Annotated in this window: 16 protein-coding genes; 6 read left to right on the forward strand and 10 right to left on the reverse strand. The window is 66.0% G+C overall.

The window, feature by feature from the left end:
• Positions 1–113: 113 nt before the first annotated feature.
• The 3 genes from BMW72_RS11480 to BMW72_RS11490 all read right to left on the reverse strand — a co-directional run bounded on the left by BMW72_RS11480 (position 114) and on the right by BMW72_RS11490 (position 3,801).
• Positions 114–1,763, reverse strand: coding sequence for an AMP-binding protein (locus BMW72_RS11480; protein ID WP_338419428.1), 1,650 nt, complete (start codon positions 1,761–1,763; stop codon positions 114–116).
• 41 nt (positions 1,764–1,804) lie between these two features.
• Complete coding sequence (locus tag BMW72_RS11485) at positions 1,805–2,986, reverse strand: acyl-CoA dehydrogenase family protein (RefSeq protein ID WP_092110673.1); 1,182 nt, start codon at positions 2,984–2,986, stop codon at positions 1,805–1,807.
• A gap of 74 nt (positions 2,987–3,060) precedes the next feature.
• Positions 3,061–3,801, reverse strand: coding sequence for a TetR/AcrR family transcriptional regulator (locus tag BMW72_RS11490; RefSeq protein WP_092110675.1), 741 nt, complete (start codon positions 3,799–3,801; stop codon positions 3,061–3,063).
• A 343-nt stretch (positions 3,802–4,144) separates the two neighbouring features.
• Here BMW72_RS11490 and BMW72_RS11495 point away from each other — a divergent pair, with 343 nt between their 5' ends.
• The 3 genes from BMW72_RS11495 (at position 4,145) to BMW72_RS11505 (ending at position 12,687) form a co-directional block, all read left to right on the forward strand.
• On the forward strand, positions 4,145–9,919 hold the full coding sequence (locus BMW72_RS11495; RefSeq protein ID WP_166787648.1) for a peroxidase family protein: 5,775 nt from the start codon (positions 4,145–4,147) through the stop codon (positions 9,917–9,919).
• A 99-nt stretch (positions 9,920–10,018) separates the two neighbouring features.
• Positions 10,019–11,707: a multicopper oxidase family protein gene (locus tag BMW72_RS11500; protein WP_092110676.1), complete on the forward strand. Its 1,689-nt coding sequence runs from the start codon at positions 10,019–10,021 to the stop codon at positions 11,705–11,707.
• Positions 11,707–12,687 carry a hypothetical protein gene (locus BMW72_RS11505; RefSeq protein WP_092110678.1) on the forward strand — a complete coding sequence of 327 codons (981 nt, stop codon included), beginning with the start codon at positions 11,707–11,709 and terminating at the stop codon, positions 12,685–12,687. The genes BMW72_RS11500 and BMW72_RS11505 overlap by 1 nt, the downstream gene beginning before the upstream one ends.
• On the opposite strand, the gene BMW72_RS11510 is transcribed toward BMW72_RS11505, so the two are convergent.
• From BMW72_RS11510 to BMW72_RS11540, 7 genes are all read right to left on the reverse strand, one after another.
• On the reverse strand, positions 12,644–13,990 hold the full coding sequence (locus BMW72_RS11510) for a sensor histidine kinase (protein ID WP_092110680.1): 1,347 nt from the start codon (positions 13,988–13,990) through the stop codon (positions 12,644–12,646). The two genes, BMW72_RS11505 and BMW72_RS11510, sit on opposite strands and share 44 nt — an antisense overlap.
• Positions 13,983–14,708 carry a response regulator transcription factor gene (locus tag BMW72_RS11515; protein WP_092110682.1) on the reverse strand — a complete coding sequence of 242 codons (726 nt, stop codon included), beginning with the start codon at positions 14,706–14,708 and terminating at the stop codon, positions 13,983–13,985. The genes BMW72_RS11510 and BMW72_RS11515 overlap by 8 nt, the downstream gene beginning before the upstream one ends.
• Before the next feature lie 159 nt (positions 14,709–14,867).
• Positions 14,868–15,857, reverse strand: a complete 990-nt coding sequence (locus BMW72_RS11520) for an AfsR/SARP family transcriptional regulator (protein ID WP_092110684.1) — start codon at positions 15,855–15,857, stop codon at positions 14,868–14,870.
• A 107-nt stretch (positions 15,858–15,964) separates the two neighbouring features.
• Positions 15,965–16,558: a hypothetical protein gene (locus BMW72_RS11525; RefSeq protein ID WP_092110685.1), complete on the reverse strand. Its 594-nt coding sequence runs from the start codon at positions 16,556–16,558 to the stop codon at positions 15,965–15,967.
• A 78-nt stretch (positions 16,559–16,636) separates the two neighbouring features.
• A complete protein-coding gene (locus BMW72_RS11530) occupies positions 16,637–17,071 on the reverse strand; it encodes an SRPBCC family protein (RefSeq protein WP_092110687.1) in 435 nt (144 codons plus the stop codon).
• 32 nt (positions 17,072–17,103) lie between these two features.
• Positions 17,104–18,774 carry a phosphomethylpyrimidine synthase ThiC gene (thiC, locus tag BMW72_RS11535; RefSeq protein WP_092110689.1) on the reverse strand — a complete coding sequence of 557 codons (1,671 nt, stop codon included), beginning with the start codon at positions 18,772–18,774 and terminating at the stop codon, positions 17,104–17,106.
• A gap of 261 nt (positions 18,775–19,035) precedes the next feature.
• Positions 19,036–19,881 carry a LuxR C-terminal-related transcriptional regulator gene (locus tag BMW72_RS11540; protein ID WP_092110691.1) on the reverse strand — a complete coding sequence of 282 codons (846 nt, stop codon included), beginning with the start codon at positions 19,879–19,881 and terminating at the stop codon, positions 19,036–19,038.
• Between the two features lie 113 nt (positions 19,882–19,994).
• On the opposite strand from BMW72_RS11540, the gene hxlB reads away from it, so the two are divergent.
• The 3 genes from hxlB (at position 19,995) to BMW72_RS11555 (ending at position 22,970) form a co-directional block, all read left to right on the forward strand.
• Positions 19,995–20,576: a 6-phospho-3-hexuloisomerase gene (gene hxlB / locus BMW72_RS11545; protein WP_092110693.1), complete on the forward strand. Its 582-nt coding sequence runs from the start codon at positions 19,995–19,997 to the stop codon at positions 20,574–20,576.
• Between the two features lie 66 nt (positions 20,577–20,642).
• Complete coding sequence (gene hxlA, locus BMW72_RS11550) at positions 20,643–21,266, forward strand: 3-hexulose-6-phosphate synthase (protein ID WP_092110696.1); 624 nt, start codon at positions 20,643–20,645, stop codon at positions 21,264–21,266.
• A 273-nt stretch (positions 21,267–21,539) separates the two neighbouring features.
• A complete protein-coding gene (locus BMW72_RS11555; RefSeq protein ID WP_092110698.1) occupies positions 21,540–22,970 on the forward strand; it encodes an NAD(P)/FAD-dependent oxidoreductase in 1,431 nt (476 codons plus the stop codon).
• Positions 22,971–22,973: the final 3 nt, after the last annotated feature.

Raw genomic sequence — 22,973 nt, forward strand, 5'->3', positions numbered from 1 at the left:
GCGAAAGAGGCATGTCGGTGGTGGTGGGCGAGGGTCTATGCGAGGGAGGGTCTTCCATTGTGCTTATAACGCTACACACGGATGCTGGCAAACCGCCGGTCTGCGCCCTGCAGTTATGAGACCGCCGGCACGGTGACCTCCTCGGGCAGCTCGCGCAGCACGACCTTCATGATCTTGCCGGTGGCGGTGCGCGGCAGGGCGTCGACGAAGGTCACATAGTCGGGCACCTTGAACGCCGCGATCAGGTAGCGGGTGTGGGTGAGCAGGTCGACCTCGGTCACCATCGCGTCGGGCCGCAGCACGACGTAGGCCTTGGGCCGTTCGCCCCATTTCGGGTGCGGCATGCCGACCACGGCGACGTCGAGCACGGTGGGGTGGGTGAGCATCGCGTTCTCGACCTCGATGGTGGAGATGTTCTCGCCACCCGAGATGATGATGTCCTTGGCCCGGTCCTTGATCTCGATGTACCCGTCTGGGTGCATGACGCCGAGGTCGCCGGTGTGGAACCAGCCGCCGCGGAAGGCATCCGCTGTGGCCTGCCGGTCTTTGAAATAGCCGAGCATGACGTTGTTGCCGCGCAGCACGATCTCGCCGATGGTTGTTGCGTCGGCCGGAACATCGGCCATGACGGAGTCGACGATGCGCGCCGATTCGGCCTGCACCATGCCCACGCCCTGGCGGGAGATCTTGCGGGCACGTTCGTCGGCGGGCAGGTCGTCCCACTCGCGCTGGTATTCACAGATTGTGTACGGGCCGTAGACCTCGGTGAGGCCGTAGACGTGCACGACCGTGATGCCGAGTGCGTCGAGCTGCTCGATCACGCTCGGCGACGGCGGGGCACCGGCCGTGGTGATGGACAGCGGAGTATCGAGCACGTGCTTCATCGGTGCGTTGGCGATGACGCCGCACACCGTGGGAGCGCCGCACAGGTTGGTCACGCCGAGGGTGTCGATGGCCGACCAGACCGCTTCGGCCCGCACCGTGCGGAGGCAAACGTGGGTGGCGCCGGCGGCCGTGACCGCCCACGGCGTGCACCAGCCATTGCAGTGGAACATCGGCAGTGTCCACAGGTAGACCGAGTCGCTCGTGAATTTATTGTGGAAAACCTCGCCGAAGGAGTTGAGGTAGGCGCCCCGGTGGGAGTACATGACGCCCTTGGGCTTGCCGGTCGTGCCCGAGGTGTAGTTGATCGAGATCACCGCGCGTTCGTCGGTGACCTCCCAGGCTAGAGGATCGGTTCCATCATTGTCGGCCTCGGCCAGGAAGGACGTGAGGGTCTGCTGGCCGATCTCGAGGCCGCTTTCGGTGAGCCCGAACTCGCCGTCGGCGATTTCGATGACGCCCTTCAGGGCAGCGGATGCCGCGAACGCGTCCCCCACACCGGCAACGAGTTCGGCGTCGATGAACAACAGGGTGGCTTCGGAGTGCTCGAGAACGTAGTGCACCTCCGGTGCGGCGAGCCGCGAATTCAGGGCGACGAGTACTCCGCCGGCCAACGGAACGGCGTAGTGGGCGATGAGCATCTCGGGTATATTCGGCGCGAGGAATATGACCCGATCGCCCGGGGAGATGCGCGCACGGATGGCGTGCGCGAGCTTTTCGGCCGCCTGAGCGAATTGCCGGTAGGTGTAGCTCCTGGCGCCGTAGATGATCGCATTCTTGCCCGGGAATACTTCGGCGCTGCGCTGCAGAAATCGCATCGGTGTGAGGGGCGAGTCGTTGGGTGTGCCGGTGCTGCTCAGTAATGTCGTCAGGTCAATCACGTGGGACTCCTTTGTCCAAAAAGATCTAGCGCAGTGCGGGCTTAGTGAAAGGCGCTGACCCCGGTCAGGTCGCGTCCGATGAGCAGGGACTGGATGCTTTCGGTCCCCTCGTAGGTATGAATGGATTCGATGTCGGCAAGGTGCCGGATCACGTGATTCTCGAGCAGGATTCCGTTGCCGCCGAGCATGTCGCGGGCGAGCGAGGCGAGGGAGCGGGCTGCGCGGGTGTTGTGGAACTTGGCGAGGCTGGCCTGGATCGGTCGGAGGGTGCCGGCGGCGTCGAGCTCGGCCAGGCGGATGCAGTGCAGCTGCATCGAGGTGAGTTCGGAGAGCATGAGGGTGAGCCGCTCCTGCACGATTTGAAAACCGGCGATCGGTTTGCCGAACTGCACCCGCTGCTGGGCGTAGTTGAGGGCGGCCTCGAAGACGGCGGTGGCGTGTCCGAGCGCCGACCAGGCCACGCCGAGCCGGGTGGCGAACAGAACGACCGCAGTGTCCTTGAAGGTGTGCGTGCCGGGCAGTACGGCGTCGAGCGGGATGCGCACGTCGGTCAGGGTGATGCGGGCCTGGTGCACCGCCCGCAGCGAGCCCTTGCCGAGCATCGTCTCGCCGACATACCCGGGCAGGGACTGGTCCACCAGAAAGCCGCGTACGTTGCCGTCGTCGTCACGGGCCCAGACCACGGTCACGTCGCCGACCGATCCGTTGCCGATCCACTTCTTCTCGCCGTTGATGACCCATTCGTCGCCGTCACGGTGCGCGGTGGTCTCCAGGGCCACCGAGTCCGAGCCGTGGTCAGGTTCGGTCAGGGCGAAGGCACCGAGCTTCTCGGCCCGGGCGAGCGGAACCAGCCAGGTGGCCTTTTGCTCGTCACTGCCGAACATGGCGATGCTGCGCAGGGCGAGTCCGCCCTGCACGGCCACGACGGTGCCCATTGAGCCGTCGCCGCGGGAGATTTCCATGTTCACGAGCCCGGCGGCGAGCGGCGACATCGGGGTGAGTCCCGGTCCTTCGACTCCGTCGGTGAGCAGGTCGAGCTCGCCCAGGCGGCGGGCGAGGTGTAGCGGGTACTCCGCTTTGTCCCAGGCCTCGCTCAGCTCGTCGAGCGTTTCCACCGCGAAGGTGCGTGCCCGGTTCCAGAACGCCCGATCGGCGTCGGGAACATTGGCGAAGACGCCGTAGTAGTCAGTGTCGAGCGGGGCGGAGACATCGTAATCGGGCATCAGTGCCTTTCGCGGTAGCAAGCGTGACTACAGTTCTACCTGACACCGAGTCTCAGGTCAAGTGACACTTGGTGTCAACGTGTCACCGAACGAAGCCTGTTCTCGATCGCCTGAGCAACATCGTGAGGCAGCGCCGAGGCGGGGAACACCGCCACGATCAGCTCGTTGGCGGGCGTTTCAGCGCCGGAGCGTCGGGCGCCCACGGGGGCGAAGCGGTCGCGAATCGTTCGAAGCTCGGCGGCGAGGCCAGCCGAGTCGGGCATCCGTTCTGCGTCGACGGCGCGAATCAGGCGGCGCAGCTCGAAATTGTGCGTCGCGGTCACGGCGGCCGCGAATTGAATGGCGATCACCGGGTCGACGCCCGGCAGCGCGCGCCGCAGAAAGGCCGAGAAGGTCTTCTCATAGCGCGAAACCATCACGGTTTCCCGGTCACGCAGAACGGATGTCTGGCGCACCAGCAGGTCGCGCACCCGCACGATCTCGAGGCGCTCCCGAAACCGGTCGAAGACGAGGGCTGCTGCCGTACAGACGGCCAGCCAGGGGTCCTCGTGTTCGGCGGCGAAATAGTCGCCGATCTGCTCGAGCAGCTCGTCGTGGTCGGCGAAGATCACGTCGTCCTTCGACCGGAACTGGCGAAAGAAGGTGCTGCGGGACACGCCGGCGGCGGCGGCGATCTGCGCGGTGCTGGTGGCCTCGTAGCCCTGAGCCTGGAACAGGCCAACGGCGATGTCGGCGACGGCCACGCGACCGCGGGCATCCGCTTGCCGAGCAGCTGGTGGAAGGGCGGAATCGGCGGGGGCAGACGGATCAGACATGGTCTGGCGAAATTAGCACGGAACGGTGGCCGACCGTGGCGAGCACCCGGCAAAAGCGGACGGGGCCCGGGCCCCATCCGTGGGCCCAGTTTATAACCTGGGCCCGTGGACGGGGCCCGGGCCCCGTCCAGAGTGGAGGGGGCAGACGGGCCGGCGAACGCACAAGGTTTCCATAAGGCCCACATCGCACTCTTGCAGCATTCGCTCACCCTGAAGAGATAGGTGCGTCATGAGCAGGTTCGAAGGTAAAGGAATCGTTCGCAGCACGAGAAACACCACGGGAATGCGAGGTAGTCCACCTTCCCCGGACAGTGGAAGACCACGAAAGGTCTTCGGAAAGCCCATGCGCATACTTGCGGCCGGCATGGCCGCCGTGCTCTATGCCGGGCTGGGCCTGTCGGCCGCGCTCCCGGCGCAGGCCGCGGTCGCGCCGGCCGGCCAGGGGTTCGCGGTCACGGCATCCGACCTCGCCTACATTCTCAAGCAGATCAAGATTGCGGAAACGCACGTAGCCAACACCACTCTGGCGACCGGCCCCTGCGGCGCTCTCGTCGGCACCGGCCCCAACAAGATCGCCAGCCCGCTGCTGTCGCTCGGACTGCGCACGGTCGACGGTTCCTGCAACAACCTGCAGCCCGGCCAGGACCAGTTCGGCGCCGCTGACCAGGTCTTCCCGCGCCTTACGGGGTCGGTTTTCTCTCCAGCAGAAGTCACTCCCTCCGGCTTTGGACCGCCGAACCCGACCTCCTACGCCCAGAAGAAGGGCCTGGTCTTTGACAGCGAACCACGCACGGTCAGCAACCTGATCGTCGACCAGACTTCGACCAACCCGGCCGCGATCGCCGCCGCCGGAAACCCGGTGCGCACCCAGGGCAATGAGGGCGTCGTGGCCTGCACGACCGATCCGAGCCCGGCCGTGCCGTTCGGCATTCCGGGCGGCTGTATCCCGTCCCGTGAGACGCTCTTCATGCCGAACGTGACGACCGACGTGGGCCTCTCGCCGCCGTACAACTCAATGTTCACCCTGTTCGGCCAGTTCTTCGACCACGGTGTCGACCAGACCGTCAAGGGCGGTGGCACGGTCTTCATGCCCCTGAAGGCCGATGACCCGCTCGTCGCTGGTGCCGACCACGTGTTCGGCAACGGTGACGACCTCGACCCCAACCTGCGATTCATGGTGCTCACCCGCGGGCAGAACCAGCCCGGCCCCGACGGTGTCACCGGCGACGACCCCGCCACGGCAGTTGACGAGAGTGCTGACGATGTACAGGATGCGCTCAACACCGACTCGCCCTGGGTCGACCAGAGCCAAACTTACGCCTCGCACGCCTCGCACCAGGTCTTTCTGCGCGAGTACGTGACCGTGGGTGGTCGCCCGGTTGCTACCGGCAAGCTCCTCGGCGGCCCGGCCGGACCGACCGCCGGCGGCATGGCCACCTGGGCCACCACCAAGGCCCAGGCCGCGAACGTGCTCGGGCTGCTTCTGGCCGACAAGGACGCGCTCAACGTTCCGATGCTCGCAGCGGATGCCTACGGCAAGTTCATCCCCGGACCCGCGCGCGGAATGGCACAATATGTCACCGCGACCGGCCTGGTCGAGGGCGACACGGCCAGCCCCGTGCCCGTTCCAAGCAACGTGCTGTATTTCAACACGCCGTTCCTGACCGACATCGCACACAACGCGGAGCCGAAGCCCGGGCTGACCCCGGACGGTGACAACACGGCATCCGCTGACTTTGCCAGCCAGCCGGCCGGAACGTATGACGATGAGATGCTCAATGCTCACTTCATCGCCGGAGACGGTCGCGTCAACGAGAACATCGGCCTGACCGCCATCCACCAGGTGTTCCACTCGGAGCACGACCGCCTGATCGCTGATATCGAGAACACCCTGACCAACGACACTTCAGCTACGGGCGTTGCTGCCCTGGCCGAGTGGAAGCTGGCCAGCGGAGCTGCCGGCTGGAACGGCGATCGACTGTTCCAGGCTGCCCGCTTCGTCACCGAAATGGAGTACCAGCACCTCGTGTTCGAGGAATTCGCGCGCAAGGTGCAGCCCGGTATCAACCCGTTCGAACCGTTCGCGTTCACCCAGACCGAGATCAACCCGGCGGTCAAAGCAGAATTCGCCCACGCCGTGTACCGCTTCGGCCACTCCATGCTGACCGAGACGATCTCCCGGACCAACGAGGGCAAGCCCGGGGCTGACGGCGTGTTCGGCACGAGTGACGACATTCAGGGCACCCGGAATGACATCTCCCTGCTCGACGGATTCCTCAACCCGCCCGCGTACACCGACGGTGGCCCGGACGGGCAGCTGACCTCGGAGGAAGCTGCTGGCAGCGTCATCATGGGCATGAGCGACCAGGTCGGCAACGAACTCGACGAGTTCGTTACCGATACCCTGCGCAACAACCTGCTCGGCCTGCCGCTCGACCTGGCATCGGTCAACATGGCTCGTGCGCGTTCGGAAGGTGTGCCGCGGCTCAACGTGTTCCGTCGCGACCTGTTCAACAAGACAAACGACGGAGCGCTCAGGCCATACACGAACTGGATCGATTTCGGTGAGAACCTCAAGCACCCGGAATCGCTCATCAACTTCGTGGCCGCCTACGGTCAGTTCCCCACCATCACGGGGGCGACCACGCTCGACGGCAAGCGCGATGCAGCACGACTGATCGTGAGCCCCGACACCCTGGCCTTGGAAGTTCCTCCGGACGGTGCCATGGACTTCATGAACAGCACAGGAGCGTGGGCTAACACGGGCACGCACTCGATCACAGGTCTCGACGAGGTCGACCTCTGGGTCGGCGGTCTCGCCGAGATGACCACACCGTTCGGTGGCCTGCTCGGCACGACGTTCAACTACGTGTTCGAGAACCAGATGACCGACCTGCAAAACGGTGACCGGCTGTACTACCTGGCCCGCACGCCCGGCATGAACCTCCGCACCCAGCTGGAGGGCAACTCCTTTGCCGAGCTCATGATGCGCAACACGAACGCGCACACCCTGAAGGCCGACCCCTTCGCCACGGCGGACTGCAAGTTCGAGCTGAAGAACCTGGCTGGAACCGTCGCAGGCTTCGCGGCTTCGGGCAACACCGTTGCCAACGACCCCCAATCCGAGTGCAACGAAACAGCCCTACTGATTCGCATGCCCGATGGCACCATCAAGTACCGTGCCCGCAACACGGTCGACCCCGCCGGTATCAACGGCCAGGCCGTCTACAACGGCACCGGAAACGTGGACCGGATGTACGGCGGAAACGACAATGACACCTACTGGGGTGGCCTCGGCAACGACGTCATCGAAGGCGGTGGCGGCGCCGACGTAGCTCTCGGCGGTGAAGGCGACGACATCATCACCGACCTTGCCGGAGACGACGTTCCCAAGGGTGGCCCCGGAAACGACGCGATCGATGCCGGGCCCGGACTCGACATCCTCATGGGCGGCGAAGGCAAAGACTTCACGAACGGTGGAGCCAACGCCAACGAAACCTTTGGTGGCGCCGACGATGACTTCATCATTATGGGTGAAAGCCTCGACGCAGCTTTCGGTGACGGCGGCGACGACTGGGAAGAGGGCGGCAACCAGCCCGACCTCATGATTGGAGACAGCAGCAACCTGTTCTTCCTGGACGACTCCCAAAAGCCCGGAAGCGACTTCATGATCGGCCAGGGCGGCGACGACGACTACGACATGGAGGGCGGCGACGACATTGGCGTCGGTGGACCTGGCATTGAAAAGGTCGCCGGCGGTTCCGGCTACGACTGGTCCACTGGCCAGGGTGACCCCCAGGCTCAGGACTCCGATCTGGCTCTGCCGATTGCTCCTCTCGATATCCTGCAGGTCGGTGTACGCGACAAGTACAACGAGGTCGAGGCACTCTCCGGTTGGAAGCTGAATGACATCCTCCGCGGCGACGACGTGGTTCCCAGCGCCGTCGGCGGTGGCGGCTTCATCGGCTGTGACGTGGTGGACCAGGCCGGAGTAGACCGCATCGCGGGCTTCGACGCGCTGATTCCGGAATTCACGACCACGCTCGCATCCGTTGTCGCACAGTCGGCACAGGGTGATTGCCCGATCCTGACCGGTCCGAACGTCTGGGGTGCCGGCAACGTGCTCCTCGGCGGCGGCGGCAGTGACCTGATCGAGGGACGAGGAGCCGACGACATCATCGACGGTGATGCCTACCTCAGCCTTCGTCTGAGCGTTCGGACCAACCCGAGCGACCCGGCGACGGAAATCGGCAGCGCCAGCATCAACGGCGCGAACCAGAGTGCGATGACCAGCCAGTACCTGTCCGACGGCAACGGTGGACTCACCGGACCGACACTGCAGGAAGCTGTCTTCGCCGGCACGGTCAACCCGGGAAACATTGTTGCGGTTCGCGAGATCCTCAACGGATCTGGCGGAATTGACTCGGCGCAGTTCTCCGGTCTGACCAGCGATTACACGGTCACTACCACCGGTGGTGACGGCACGCTCGGCTCGGCCGGATCGACCACCACGGTGCTCGACAACCGCGGTACCGACGGAACCGACACCCTGCGCAACGTCGAACGCCTGCAGTTCAGCGACACCGTGGCACCGGCAACCCCGACCAACGTCGCTGCAGTTGCCGGCAATGGTCAGGCGACCGTCGACTGGGTAGCTTCACTGACCGGCATCCCCACCAGCTTCACGGTGAAGGTGCTCGACTCGGCCGGAGCCCAGGTGGGCGCACTGCGCACCGCACCTGGAACCGCATTCAACCTGGTTGTCACCGGGCTGGCCAACGGGTCCAGCTACACCTTCCAGGTATCGGCGACCAACGCGGAAGGAACGAGCGCATTCTCGGCATCGTCCAACGCGGTGACTCCGTCGGCACCGGTGGTGCAGGTGGTTGCTGGCGCTCCGACGATCGGAACCCCGGTCGCGGGAAACGCTCAGGTGACCGTCAACTGGACGGCCCCCGCGCCGGTGGCCAATCAGGCACCGATCACCGGCTACCGCGTTCGCACCTACGAGGGCACCGGCGCTGCCGTGTTCCGCACCTCGAACGTCGCCCCCGGGTCCTCCGTGACCATCACGGTACTGACCAACGGCACCGGGTACTCGTTCGATGTCGCCGCGATCAACTCGGTCGGCACCGGAGTGGCCTCGGCTCGATCGGTAGTGGTCACCCCGACCGCGCCGGTGGTGCAGGTGGTCGCCGGAGCTCCCGTGATCGGTACCCCGGTCGCCGGTAACGCCTCGGCGACCGTCAACTGGGCTGCACCGGCACCGGTGGCCAACCAGGCACCGATCACCGGCTACCGGGTTCGCACCTTTATCGGAGCGGGAGCGACGGCCACGGGTACCACGACGGTGGCCAACGTCACCAGTGCGGTGATCGGGTCGCTCACGAACGGCACCGGGTACACGTTCGATGTCGCCGCGATCAACTCGGTCGGCACCGGAGCGGCATCCGCTCGGTCGGTGGTAATCACACCGCGCACGGAGTTCGTGCTCCCCACGGTGATCGCACGCACGCCAGCCGCTGATGCTCGATCGATCAGCCAGACCGGCAACCTGACGGCAACGTTCAGCGAACCGGTCACCGGGGTCAGCGGCACGACGTTCGTGCTCCGGCGTGGTGCCACGGTGATTGCCGCGGTGGTCTCGTACAACGCCACGACGCGAGTCGCGACGCTGAACCCGAGCGTGACGCTGCTCACCGACCGCACCTACACGGCCACCCTCTCGGGCATCCGTGACGCGGCCGGCAACACGATGGCGACGAGCACCTGGTCGTTCATCACCGGTCCGGCTCCGACGATCACCACGAGGACTCCCGCCGCGGGAGCCACCGCGGTGCGCCGGAACGCCAATGTGACCGCGACCTTCAGTGAAGACATCACTGGAGTGGCCGCGGGCACGGTTCAGATCACCCGGGTTTCCACCGGGGTGGTTGTCGCATCGGCGGCGGCGTTCAACGCCACCACCAATGTGTTGACCATCAACCCCGGGGTGACCCTGACCTCGAACGTGCAGTACCGGGTGACCATCACCGGTGGCAACACGAGTGTTCGAGATCTGATCGGAAACCCACTGGTGACGAGTACGTGGACCTTCACGACCGGCACCGTTCTCTAAGAAACAGCTGATCCGCTTCACCCGGCCGGCGACTGGATTTCAGTCGCCGGCCGGTCCCACCAGCACCACCACACACGCATAAAGCCTTGAGGAGAGGTCATGACATCACGCAGGGAAGTTCTCCAGTTGGGCGCCTTCGGAGCGCTGGGACTGGTCGGCATGGAGGGCAACGACAACGTCATTCCCCCAGTGCCGCTACTCACCCAGAGCCTGCTCGCTCCCGCGAACATGCCGGTGCCGTATGCCGGCGTCTTTCGCCGCCCGCCCGTGCTGGCCCCGTACCAGACCGGTTTCGACGACGGTGACCCTGACCGACCGTTCGCCAAGTACGCGCTAACCCAAAAACTTGGCCAGGCGCAGTTCGTGCCTGGCCTGTCCACCGCCGTTGCCGGGTATAACGGCATTTATCCCGGGCCGACCATTCGGGCCGAGCACGGCACCCGGTTCGAGGTGCGCATTCGCAACGCGCTACCGAGCCAGGGTCTGCTGCACTCCGATGCGTTCAACACGGTCACCCACCTGCACGGCTCGGCGTCACTGCCGCAGTACGACGGCTATGCCAACGATGTCACGGCCCCCGGCAACGTTAAGACTTACCGATACCCGAACTGGCAGAATGCCCGCACTTTGTGGTACCACGACCATAACCACCACCTCACTGCACAAAACGTCTATTCGGGACTTGCCGGATTTTATCCGTTGTCGGACAGCTATGAGCGTGCTCAACTTCCTCAGGGCGAGTTCGACGTGCCGCTGATGATCTCCGATGCCCTGTTTAACGCCGACGGATCGCTCGGCTACAACGACCGACTGCGCAGCAGTTTGTTCGGGGACATCATCATGGTCAACGGGGTGCCGTGGCCGACCATGAAGGTGAAGCCCCGTATCTATCGCTTTCGCGTGCTGGTTGCCTCCATTTCGCGCTCCTATCGCCCGACTTTGTCGACCGGCGACCCGGTCTATATCGTGGCTACCGATTCCGGGATGGTCCCGACCGTGCAGCCGGTCGCTTCCTGGCGGCACAGCACAGCCGAGCGCTATGAGATTCTGATCGACTTTCGCAAATATAGGGTCGGGCAGAAAATTAGCCTGAACAACCTGAGCAACAAGAACAATGTCAACTTCATCAACACCAACAAGATCATGCGGTTCGAGGTTGTTGCCGATTTTGGGTCGAACGCGGGCAGCATCTCGTCGATTCCGACGACGCTGGATGACGGCGGCTCGGTCAACCCGCACCAGGGCGGGATCGCCACGATGAGCCTGACCCCCGCCATGGCGAAGATCAAGCGAAACCTCAAGGTTGAGAAAATAAACGGCGTCTGGAAGATCAACGGTACGACCTGGGCCGATGTCGCGGCCTCCCGCTTCACCAAGCTGTTCGCCAATCCACAGCCCTACGACGTGGAGCAGTGGACCATCACGAACGCGTCCGGTGGCTGGTTCCACCCCGTGCACATTCACCTGATCGACGCTAAAATCATCGGCCGCAATACCAACGGCGGCAAACCATTCGCCTGGGAGAACGGTCCGAAGGATGTCTTCTACGTCGGGGAAAACGAGTCCATCACCGCGCTCATGCAGTTCGACACCGGGCCGGAGTTGGGCGGCCGCTACATGATCCACTGCCACAACCTCGTGCACGAAGACCACGACATGATGACCCAGTTCGCGGTTGGCGATTATCGGGTGAACGATCCGATCAATTCCGACCCCGCCGTGATTGACACCCGGCCGGCGGACTTCTACCCCCCGGTGTACCTGCCGGGCCTGCCAGCCGGTACCTGATGTTCCACGCCACCCGCCCAGCCCCGCCGGTGCGGCTGCTCGCCCTGCTCAGCGCCGGACTGCTGGGCTGTGCTCTTCTGAGCGGCTGCACCGCCGGGGCTTCGGCCCCCACTGCGGCAACTCCCGCGAGCGTGAGCCCGGTCGCATCGGAAGACAGCGCCGGCGATATCGGCAATGGCCGACCGACCGTCAGCTACGACGGAGTCCTTGTGCAGCGACGGGTCGTGCTCGCTGTGCAGACAGCAGCGGATGCCGATGCGCCCGCCATGCGCTTCGAGCTGGAAGAACGCGCTCACGACGCCGGGGTGAGTCTGACCGACATCTCTCCCGATGTGCTGCCAGCCGGTGTGCTCGAACAAGCCGTTCCACAGCTGACCCTGCTCCTTCCTGCGAATGTTTCGGAGGGACAGGCGCGCGCCCTCATCGAGGAAATGGTGTCCAACTCGCCCGCGCAATATTACGTTCTGACCGTTCTGGTACACGACCTCATCTTCGAAGTGCCGTCGACCGACTCGCCAACATTGGCCGAGGCGATTGCCCGGGAAGGCATCCTCTCTGATGCCCTGGGCAATTACGACACCACCCTCGGGGCCAACACTTTGGACGTGGCCTACCTGGGAGCGTTGTTGGGCGACGAAGTGGTCGACTCGGTGCGCAGCGCCATCGCGCGACCGGCCGGTATTACTCCCATGCGGGTATCGGTGAGAGCCGGCACACCCGGGGGGCCGGGTGTTGATGTCGCGGCAGAACCGATTCCGAAGCCGGTGGTGCTGGCGGACGGCGTCTCGCACGAGGCGGCGGGCGCTTCGCCGATCGCCACTGACTCGTTACCGTTCAGACCCTGGGTCGCTTACGGGATCGGCCTCGCGACGGTGCTGAGCGTGACCATGGCGTTCGCCGGGTGGAGCCTGTTCCAACGGCGGCGTCGTCTTCCGGCTAGCGCACTCGAGCAGGAGCAACCCGATCGAGAGTGGCCATGACCGAGGTGCCGCCGCCCATCCAGGAGCGCACCTCGAGCGAGCCCCCGGCGACCTGGATCGTATCGCGCATGATGCGCAGCCCGAGATGATTGTCGGGGGCCTCCGCGGACAGATCGAAGCCGCAGCCGTTGTCGTGAATCAGCAGGATGGTGCGGTCGTCGTCCTGCATGAGAGTGAGCTCCAGGACGCCGGCCCTGGCATGCTTCAGGGTGTTGGCGAGCACCTCGCGGGCCACCCGGTAGAACATGGCGGCACGATCACGGTCGATGTCGCAGTCAGCCGGAACGTGGAGTTTCACGTCGATGCCCTGTTCGATCAGCGGTGCGGTCAGCCGGGCCAGAGCGGCGGGCAGGCCGAGTTCTTCGAGGTCGGGAGGATACAGCTCGGTGGTCATAGCGCGCAGGGTTTGCACGTTCTTCTGCAGGATGGCCGTGGCTTGGCTGAACAGCGCCCGATTCTCGGGGGCAGAATGCCGTTCTTCGGCCTCGAGGGCATAGGACAGCCCGGCGAGATCCTGGATGACATCGTCGTGCAGGTCGCGGGCGATGCGCTGCCGCTCCAGGTCTGACGCGTCGATGGCGTGCTGCAGCAGTTGGCGCTTGGTTGATTGGTGGCCTTGAATGCGCCGGGCCAATTGCACCGCCGGAAACAGCTGGGCCAGTTGCAGGGCCCCAAGGGACAGCAGGAACGCCGGGATGAGGCCGACCACGAGAGCACTCTGTTCGTCTCGGACGGCGTCGTCATTGAAGTAGGCCTCGAAGATGAGCGGGTCACCGCTCGCCGAGGTGGCACGAACGTATACCTCCACCAGCTCGCCGGCCTCGGTCTCGTTCTCGTCGCCGGGATCGTTCTGCAGTCCCAGGGTCGCCCGCCCCTTACCACCGGCGAGCAGTTCGGGCGTCCAGGTCGGGAGCGTGAAGACCTGGCCGACCAGATCCGGGAGGTCGGAGTACACAATGCGGCCTGAGGGATCCCATACCTTGACGCGCACTATGGATCCGTCGGAGATGCGGGGGGCTAATCGGTCGTCGAGCCGCCGGGTCGAGCCGGGGTCACCCGCGAGGACGGCATCGGAGAGGAGGGGACCGACGGAGTAGTCGGCAAGGCGTTGGGCGTGTTGGATGGCATTGTCCATGGCGTTACGCTCGGAGAGTTCGCGCACCCAGAGGGCGGCCGGTACAGCCACGAAGACCATCGCGACGATGCCCACTGCCAGGAACCGGCCCACCGCCGCGCGCACCTCTGAGCGCTCGGTGGAACGCGTTTTCTCCAGGCTGCTGGGCTTCGCCGCGGGTCTAGACATGCGGGGCCGGCACCAGACCGAGTCGGGTCGCAATCACGACCGCTTCGAGTTGCGAGTGCGCGCCGAGCTTGCCGAGGATGGCCTTGACGTAGCCGCGACAGGTGTTCTCAGAAATGCCGAGAACCTTGGCGTTGGCTCGCACATCGGAGCCCTCGCCCATGAGCCGGAGCACGGCAAGCTCACGCTTTGTCAGGTCGGGAAATGGGATTTCTTCACTACGCTGCCGTCGCCGTGCGCTCAGTAGACACACCAATGACGGATGCACGATGAAACCGCCGATGCGCGCATGCCGCAGCGTGTCGAGCACCGTTGCGAGGGAGCCGTCCTTCGGGAGGAACGCGCAGACCCCGATGGCAGCGGCCTGCTCTAGGGCTTCCAGTGCCGGGTCGCCGGTAAGAATGACAATGCGGGTGTGCGGCGCTCGGGCGAGAATCGCGGTGGCGGCGACGAGGCCGCTGCCGTCGGGCAGGTGGTAGTCCATGACCACGACATCGGGGACCAGGTTCAAACACGCGGCGATGCCGCTGGCCACGCTGTTGGCCGAGCCGACGCTGCACAGGTCGGGTTCTCGATTGAGGGAACCGGTGAGCAGTTCGGCGAAGGTGGTGTGATCGTCGACGATGAGAATGCGAATCTGCCCGGCCGTGGACCCGGGCAAGGAAGCGGTCGCAGTTGTTCCCTGCACGCTGGGTTCACTCGGGGACATCTGGGTGGTCATTTGCGGTGACCTCTCTGCCCGTTCGCAAGCCTCGAAGTGGACGGACAGCACGGCACTGTTCCGGTTGGCGAGACCAGTATCAGTACAAGATGAGTTTCTGTCGAGTACTGTCTCTTCTGCCCCCCATATGGTAGGGAGGCCAGCGGGCGATTAGCCCGCTCAGGCGCGAGCGACGGCGCGTCGCAAGAATGACGTGACAACATCAGTAGCCTCCCGGAGGGAATCCGCGACCGGCTCTGGTCGTGGAGTAGTAGGGGCGGGTCGCGAAGCTGGCCCGTTCGTCGGCGACACGCTGAGCTGCTCGTGCAGCATGAGCAGGGCGGAGAGCACGTCGGCCAGGTCGCCATCGCCGTCGGCCGTCGCGCGCAGCAGGCGCAGCTGGGCGGCCCGCAGAATCGGGCCAGGAGCGCAGCCCAATTCATTTTGCATGGCGTGGCGGCACCGGTCATAGGCTTGCAGGCCCTCGGCGTGGCGTCCACTCATCTCGAGTCCGAGAATAAGGGCCGTCCATGCTCGTTCATTGAGCGGTTCATCGGCCAGTGCCAGATTCGCGAACTCGAGGGCATCATCGATGCGGTGTAGCGCCGCGGCGGTCTCCGACGCGAGGATGCGGGCGCTGGTGAGGCGGGCGGCGTGCAAGTCACGGGCTTCCGCCGCCCAGCCGGGCACGAGTTCGTCGCCAAGTAGCGGCGCATTGGCGAGGTCCAGAGCGCGCAGCAGCAGGGGGTAGGCGAGGCCGGAAATGGTCTTCTGGGCTCGGAACAGCAGAACATCGAACTGGTCGAGGTCGACGTCGACCAGGTCGCGGTCGAGGACGTAGCCGCCCGTCGTGGTCTGCAGTGGGCCGAATTTTCCCGCTCCGGGCTGCAGATGGCGGCGTAGCACACTCACATAGCTTTCGAGGGTGGGCAGTGCTTCGACTGGGGCGCTTGCGCCCCAAAGCAGTTCGATCAGGCGGTCCTTGGAAACCGGCAGCCCGAGATTCACGAGGAGAATCTCGAAGATCTGACGGGGTTTGGGGCCGCCGAGCTGGTGAGCGCGCAACACGACCGGCCCACGTCGAATGGTCAGGTTGCCAAAGACGTGCACGGTCAGGTGAGCCTTGGCCGCGGTCGTTGGCTGTTCTCGAGTGTCGAATCCGGTTGTCATAACGACCTCCACTGTTGGAATGCGACCATCGTCCCCGGTTGCTCCGAACCGGGGAAGCCGCGTGTGGAGTAGCCAAATACCCCCAATTTCGGGGGGGGGGGGGCGGATCAGGGAGCGGTGTGGTGGCTGGTGCCGAGGGACCAGCGTGCTCCCTGCGGGCCGTCGAGAACGAGGGCGATCGCCTGATTTGGGATCTCGAAAATCAGCGTTGCCAGAACGGATGCCCGGACCGGCACCTCCAGCCGGTCTGGTTCAACCCAGAGCGCTGTGGCACGAGAGCCGAGGCCGGACAAGGAGTAGTCGCTGGCGTCGAAAGTGAGGCTGGCGGCATCCGTTCTGGTGAGCTCGAGCAGGACGCGCACACGGTGGGCTCCCGGGGCTACGGTGCTGGCGAGGCTGTCGCCCCCCCTGGGCGGCACCCAGCCATCGGAGTCGAGCGGAATGACCGCGCTGACGCGAGCGAGCCCGCCGGGCACGGCGGCGGTGTCACCGAGCGGCGTGCTCGGCTTCGTGCCGGTGACGAGCAGCACGGCAGCCAGGGCCGCCATCACGAGCCAAACGATGACCAGCACAATCAGGATTCTGCGGCGGCCCTGAAGCGGTGTGCGCGTGGTGCCGGGCCGCGTGTGCCGGGTGGTCTCTGGGTGCTTCTCGCCATCGTCGGGGCGCACCAGGCGCAGCGTGGAGTTTGCGGGGGTCATGGCGGAATCCTGGACTCGGCACCATGGGAAAACCCTGATGCCCGCCGCCTGCCGGGTGGTGCCTGGTCGAGGCGGCGGCTAGAACTCGACGTCGCTGACCCGGCGCGCGGCAGCGACCTTCCGGCGACGCCGAAAGGTGGGCTGCGGCGGGGCGGGGATGCGTCGACGCTCGGCCTCGGTGCGGGCGCGACTCCGGCGGAGTTCGAGCTTGAGGCTCTGCTCCCCGGTGCGCATCGCCCAGCGATGATTCGCCGCGAACAGGGGCTTCAGCAGCGGCACGAACCGGCGCAGCCCGCGCTTGGCGAGGTTCACCCGCCAGTCATAGCGAATCTCGACCTCCGGGTCGTCCTGCGAGAAGGACCAGCGCCCGGTACCGACGAGGTCGCCCTCTGCGCCGATCGAGAACCCGGTCGCGCTGCCGCCCAGTATCGTCCTGCTTGCCCAAGTTCGACAGTGCAGCGCTCGCCGAACCGTGAACCCTGGCCCGTTTTTGCGTTGCGGGCCCGCAGTCACGGGTCGGCGAGCGGATGCGCCGGCTCGCGCAATCAGCGCTCGTCGGCCCTGACCACGCGGAGCGGCAGGTAGACCGAGCTGCCCAGCCGGGTGAACTCGGCCGACTTCTCGGCCATCCCGGCCTCGATCGCCTCGAGGCTGGTGAGGCCGTTCTCTGCGGCGTACACCCGCACATCCGCTGAAATGCGCATGGAACAGAACTTGGGACCGCACATGCTGCAGAAATGGGCGGCCTTGGCCGGACCGGCCGGCAGCGTCTCGTCGTGGAAGCTTTGCGCTGTATCCGGGTCGAGGGAGAGCGCGAACTGGTCGGCCCAGCGAAATTCGAAGCGGGCCCGGCTGAGGGCGTCGTCGCGTTCCTGCGCGCGCGGATGCTGCTTGGCCAGGTCGGCGGCGTGGGCGGCGATCTTGTAGGTGATCACCCCGGTTTTCACGTCGTCGCGATTGGGCAGCCCGAGGTGTTCCTTGGGCGTGACGTAGCAGAGCATGGCGGTTCCGGCCTGGGCGATAATGGCCGCGCCGATCGCGCTCGTGATGTGATCGTAGGCCGGCGCGATGTCGGTCGCGAGCGGGCCGAGGGTGTAGAACGGGGCCTCCTCGCACAGCTCTTCTTCAAGGCGCACGTTCTCAACGATCTTGTGCATCGGCACGTGGCCCGGCCCCTCGATCATCACCTGCACACCATAGGATTTCGCGACCTTTGTCAATTCCCCGAGGGTGCGCAGCTCGGCGAACTGCGCTTCGTCGTTGGCGTCGGCGATCGAGCCGGGGCGCAGGCCGTCGCCGAGGGAGAAGGTCACGTCGTAGCGGCGCAGAATCTCACAGAGCTCCACGAAGTGGGTGTACAGAAAGCTCTCCTCGTGGTGGGCGAGGCACCAGGCAGCCATGATCGAGCCGCCCCGCGAGACGATGCCGGTGACCCGGTTCGCAGTGAGCGGAACGTAGCGCAACAGAACGCCGGCGTGCACGGTCATATAGTCGACACCCTGCTCGCACTGCTCGATCACGGTGTCGCGGTAGATCTCCCAGGTGAGCAGGGCCGGGTCGCCATTGACCTTCTCGACCGCCTGGTAGAGCGGAACGGTGCCCACCGGAATCGGCGAGTTACGCATGATCCACTCCCGCGTGAGGTGGATATCCTGGCCGGTGGAGAGATCCATCAGGGTGTCGGCGCCCCAGCGGGCAGCCCAGACCATTTTCTCGACCTCCTCGGCGACCCCGGAGGTCACGGCGGAATTGCCGATGTTCGCGTTGATTTTCACGGTGAAGGCCTTGCCGATGATCATCGGCTCGCTCTCGGGGTGTTTGTGGTTGGCGGGAATGACAGCCCGGCCGCGCGCCACCTCGTCACGCACGAGTTCGGCCGAGACGCCTTCGCGCGCCGCGATGTAGGCCATCTCGGGGGTGACCCGGCCCGCCCGCGCCCAGACCAGCTGAGTCGCGGCACCGTCGATGGGCAGCGGATGCTCCCACCCGGCCCGCGTCTTCGGCAGCCCCTTCTCGAGGTCGATCGTTGCCGTGTCGTCGGTGTACGGGCCCGACGTGTCGTACAGGTCGAAGTGTTCGCCATTGCTGAGGTTCACCCGGCGCACCGGAATCTCCAGGCCGGGCCAGGCCGGCACCGGTTCGTAGCGTTTGCTGCTGCCCAGGATCGGGCCGGTGGTGACGGTTTCGGACATGATTGTTTCGTCAATTGTGCGCATGGGACTCGAACTTCCTACGCCGGCATTACCCGGACAGGTTCAACGGTCGACGGCCCTGGCCGTCCTCTCAGCTCGCTGGTGCGCGCTCCCGTGGTGTGTGTGTGTCTTCTGACCCCCTCACCCTAGCGCGCGTCACGCGCTCGGGCACGCTCGGCGGTCACCGCGCCCGTTGTGGGCCGCCGCGCCAGGCATGGGTGGCGTGACCGCCGGGAGCTGGCGCCCGAGCCTGCGCGAGGGCGAGAGCTGGCGGGGGGCATCCGCTCAGCGGGAGAGAGCGGCGAGCTCGGCCCGGGTTGAGGCACCGACCTTGCGCAGCAGGTTGGCTACGTGGAACTTCACCGTGTTCTCGCTGATGGTCAGCGCTTCGGCGATGGCCTTGTTCCGGGCGCCCGAGGCGACGAGCTCGAGTACGCCGCGTTCCCGGGGGCTCAGGCCCCAGGCAGCAGCGGTTGTGACGGATGCTGTGGGCGCGTCGAGCGGCAGCGACACCGCCATCTCGGATCCCCAGCCCGCGGTCGCCTCGACATTGAGCGAGCCGCTGAGCGCGACGACCCGCGCGGCCAGCTGGCGCACGCTCGGCACCTCGGCATCGAGGTCGCCCGGTCCGTCGTCGCGAATGCGAATGAGCAGGTTGCTGCCGTCGCAGTCCCACTGCACGCGCACCCGGCCGACGCCGGCCTGTTCGACCAGGGCGAGCACGGCGCCGCGCACGATGGCCCTGGCTTCGTGAGCGACTTCGCCCGGAAGCGCGCGCCCGTTGACCGGCGGCTCGATGAACTGCACGTCGAGGTCGCCGAAACGCACGAGTGGGCGCAGATCGTTCTTGAGGCGTTCGAAGGCGCGGGCGACCGGTTCCTCGGTGAGGCTGCGATCGAGGTCGCTCACCGCGCGCAGGGCGACCATCGCGCTCGCGGCGAGTTCGATGGCCTTCTGCCGGGCGGCCGTGTCGCTCGTGCTGCTTGAGCGGAGCACGGCCAGCAGGGATTCCAGCGTCGTCGCGTGCGCATCAGTGAGGTCAGCGATGAGCTTGGAGCGTTCGGCGGCCATGCTGCGCGCGGACTGGGCTGTCTGGGTGGACTGCAGGGTGGAGTCGTCAGGGAAGGTCATGCCTCCAGCCTATCCAAACCATCCGCTGGGCCCGCCCAAAACCGTTCGTTCGGGTAGTTTAACCGTTCGTTTGGCGGGCCGCGCACCCGCTCGAAAGAGTGGAGCATTGACCTATGACCGAAACGATGACCACCCCGAGAACAGCGGATGCCCTCGGCCTCATTTTCGCCGAGAACAGCCGCGTGGTCGACGTGCTGCGGGCATCCGCTTCGTCACTCGACGTTGCGGCGAGTCTGCTCGCTGCGGCGCCGCGAGTGTTCGTGCTCGGCGCCGGCCGCTCCGGACTGGCGCTCAAGATGACCGCGATGCGCCTCATGCACCTCGGGCTGGACGTGCACGTGGTCGGCGAGGTGACCAGCCCGGCCATAGCTGCCGGCGACGTGCTGTTGGTGGCAAGCGGATCAGGCACGACGGGCGCCATCGTGCGTGCCGCCGAGACGGCTGACGGTGTGGGCGCGAGCATTCTCGCGCTGACCACAGCGGCCGCGTCACCGCTCGGGCAGCTTGCCGCGGTGACCGTGCTCATTCCCGCGGCCGCCAAGCAGGACCACGACGGACAGGCGTCGGCCCAGTATTCGGGCGGCTTGTTCGAACAGTCCGTGCTGCTGGTCGGTGACGCTCTCTTTCACACGCTCTGGCAGTTGAGCGGCCGCACGGCCGAAGAGCTCTGGCCGCGTCACGCCAACCTCGAGTAAGACCGACCGGGCCCGGGCCCGGGCCCGGGCACACACACCACTGAAACCAACAGAAAGAAGAACCCCATGAAGCTTCAGGTAGCAATGGACGTACTGACCACCGACGCCGCACTCGCGCTCGCCGCCCAGGTCGCCCCGCACGTCGACATCATTGAGCTCGGCACCCCGCTGATCAAGGCCGAGGGCCTGCGCGCCGTCACCGCGATCAAGGCTGCGCACCCCGACAAGATCGTCTTCGCCGACCTCAAGACGATGGATGCCGGCGAGCTCGAAGCCGACATCGCCTTCGCCGCCGGCGCCGACCTCGTGACCGTGCTCGGCACGGCCGGGGACAGCACCATCATCGGTGCCGTCGCCGCCGCGACCAAGCACGGCAAGGGCATCGTTGTCGACCTCATCGGCGTCGCCGACAAGGTCACCCGCGCCCGCGAAGTCACCGCCCTCGGCGCCAAGTTCGTCGAGATGCACGCCGGTCTCGACGAGCAGGCCGAGCCCGGCTTCTCGCTCGAGAAGTTGCTGAACCAGGGCGAGACCGCCAGGGTTCCGTTCTCGCTCGCCGGTGGCGTGAGCCTGGCGACCATCGCCTCGGTGCAGCGCGCCGGGGCATCCGTTGCCGTCGCCGGCGGAGCCATCTATGGCGCCGAGGACCCGGCTGCCGCTGCCGCTGCCCTGCGCGCCGCGATCATCTAAGATCCGGCTTCATCTGGTGCCGTCCCGCTTCGCGCGGGGCGGCACTTTCGCGTTAAGCGGATGCCCGCGCCACAGTCCCGCAGAGACCGCTCGGTCCTGGCCACCGCCAGCAGAAATTCGGTCGGGGCCGGGCCCCGTCCCCGGGCCCAGTTTATAGACTCGGCCCACCTCCCGGGCCCCGTGCAGAAAAGGGAACCTCGTCGGAGGGCCCCGCTAGGCTGGTGGCGCCCGAGACAGTCGGCGGCATCGTCGCCGCGAGAGGATGCGCCCCGCATGAGCAGCACCATTTTCGACCGAGCCAGGCCCGCCCAATCCGTCGTGACCGCCGCGCTGGCCGGCACGCGGCAGAGCTCCTTCTGGCTCGACGATCTCGCGCCGCGCGCGAGCTATCCCCGGCTCACCAGCAACCTCGATTGTGACCTTGCGGTCGTCGGGGGCGGCTACCTCGGCCTGTGGACCGCCGTGCTGGCCAAGCAGCAGAATCCGGCAGCGCGGGTGGTGCTGTTGGAGGCGCGCACGGTGGGCTGGGCGGCATCCGGGCGCAACGGCGGCTTCTGCGAGGCGAGCCTCACCCATGGTGAGGAGAACGGCCGCACGCGTTGGCCGCACGAGATCGACCGCCTGACCGAGCTCGGCTACGAGAATCTCGATGAGATCGAGCGCACGGTGGCCGCACTCGGCCTCGACTGCGATTTCGAGCGCACCGGGGCCATCGACCTCGCGGTCGAAGAGCACCAGGTGGAGTGGCTGCGCGCGGAGTCGACCGACGAGAACACGGTCTTTCTCGATGCGGAGGCCGTGCAGGCCGAGGTGAAATCGCCGACCTATCTGGCCGGGGTCTGGTATCGGCGCAGTAATGCCCTCGTGCATCCCGGCAAGCTCTCTGCCGAACTCGCGCGGGTAGCAACCGATCTCGGCGTCGAGATCTTCGAGCATTCGCTCGTGCAGAACCTCAACACGACCGGGCTCAGCGCCGCCCAGGGCACCCGGGTCGTGACCCGCGGCGGCATCGTGACCGCAAAGAAGACAGCCCTCGCCACCAACGTGTTCCCGTCGCTGCTCAAGCGCAACAGGCTCGCCACCGTGCCGGTTTACGACTACGTGCTCATGACCGAACCGCTCGATGCGAGCCAGCTCGCCGCGATCGGCTGGCAGAACCGGCAGGGCCTCGCCGACCTGGCCAACCAATTTCATTACTATCGGCTGAGTGTCGATAACCGCATTCTGTTCGGCGGCTACGACGCCGTGTACCACTACGGCCGCAGGGTGCGCAGCAGCTACGAGAACCGCCCCGAGAGCTTCGAAAAGCTCGCGAACCACTTCTTCACGACGTTTCCGCAGCTGGCTGGGGTGCGCTTCAGCCACAAGTGGGCCGGCGCCATCGACACCTCCACGCAGTTCTGCGCCTTCTTCGGCCAGGCTCGCCAGGAGCGCATCAGCTACGCGGCCGGGTTCACCGGCCTCGGCGTGGGCGCAACGCATTTCGCAGCCCAGGTCATGCTCGACCAACTGGCCGGCCGCAGCACGGAACGCACCGAACTGGCCATGGTGCGGGGCCGGCCGCTGCCGTTTCCGCCGGAACCCATCGCATCCGCTGGAATTCAGGCAACCCGCTGGGCGCTCAACCGCGCCGACCGAAACGGCGGCAAACGCAACGCCCTGCTCAAAACCCTCGATGCCCTCGGGCTCGGCTTCGACTCCTGAACG

It is taken from the genome of Cryobacterium luteum (assembly GCF_900110125.1).
Classification (GTDB): domain Bacteria; phylum Actinomycetota; class Actinomycetes; order Actinomycetales; family Microbacteriaceae; genus Cryobacterium; species Cryobacterium luteum.

Coding starts and splice junctions, on each gene's coding strand:
- BMW72_RS11490 (WP_092110675.1), bottom strand. CDS start 3,801: ATGTCTGATCCGTCTGCCCCCGCCGATTCCGCCCTTCCACCAGCTGCT.
- BMW72_RS11515 (WP_092110682.1), bottom strand. CDS start 14,708: ATGACCACCCAGATGTCCCCGAGTGAACCCAGCGTGCAGGGAACAACT.
- BMW72_RS11520 (WP_092110684.1), bottom strand. CDS start 15,857: ATGACAACCGGATTCGACACTCGAGAACAGCCAACGACCGCGGCCAAG.
- BMW72_RS11525 (WP_092110685.1), bottom strand. CDS start 16,558: ATGACCCCCGCAAACTCCACGCTGCGCCTGGTGCGCCCCGACGATGGC.
- thiC (WP_092110689.1), bottom strand. CDS start 18,774: ATGCGCACAATTGACGAAACAATCATGTCCGAAACCGTCACCACCGGC.
- hxlA (WP_092110696.1), top strand. CDS start 20,643: ATGAAGCTTCAGGTAGCAATGGACGTACTGACCACCGACGCCGCACTC.
- BMW72_RS11510 (WP_092110680.1), bottom strand. CDS start 13,990: ATGTCTAGACCCGCGGCGAAGCCCAGCAGCCTGGAGAAAACGCGTTCC.
- BMW72_RS11505 (WP_092110678.1), top strand. CDS start 11,707: ATGTTCCACGCCACCCGCCCAGCCCCGCCGGTGCGGCTGCTCGCCCTG.
- BMW72_RS11495 (WP_166787648.1), top strand. CDS start 4,145: ATGCGCATACTTGCGGCCGGCATGGCCGCCGTGCTCTATGCCGGGCTG.
- BMW72_RS11485 (WP_092110673.1), bottom strand. CDS start 2,986: ATGCCCGATTACGATGTCTCCGCCCCGCTCGACACTGACTACTACGGC.
- BMW72_RS11540 (WP_092110691.1), bottom strand. CDS start 19,881: ATGACCTTCCCTGACGACTCCACCCTGCAGTCCACCCAGACAGCCCAG.
- BMW72_RS11555 (WP_092110698.1), top strand. CDS start 21,540: ATGAGCAGCACCATTTTCGACCGAGCCAGGCCCGCCCAATCCGTCGTG.
- hxlB (WP_092110693.1), top strand. CDS start 19,995: ATGACCGAAACGATGACCACCCCGAGAACAGCGGATGCCCTCGGCCTC.
- BMW72_RS11500 (WP_092110676.1), top strand. CDS start 10,019: ATGACATCACGCAGGGAAGTTCTCCAGTTGGGCGCCTTCGGAGCGCTG.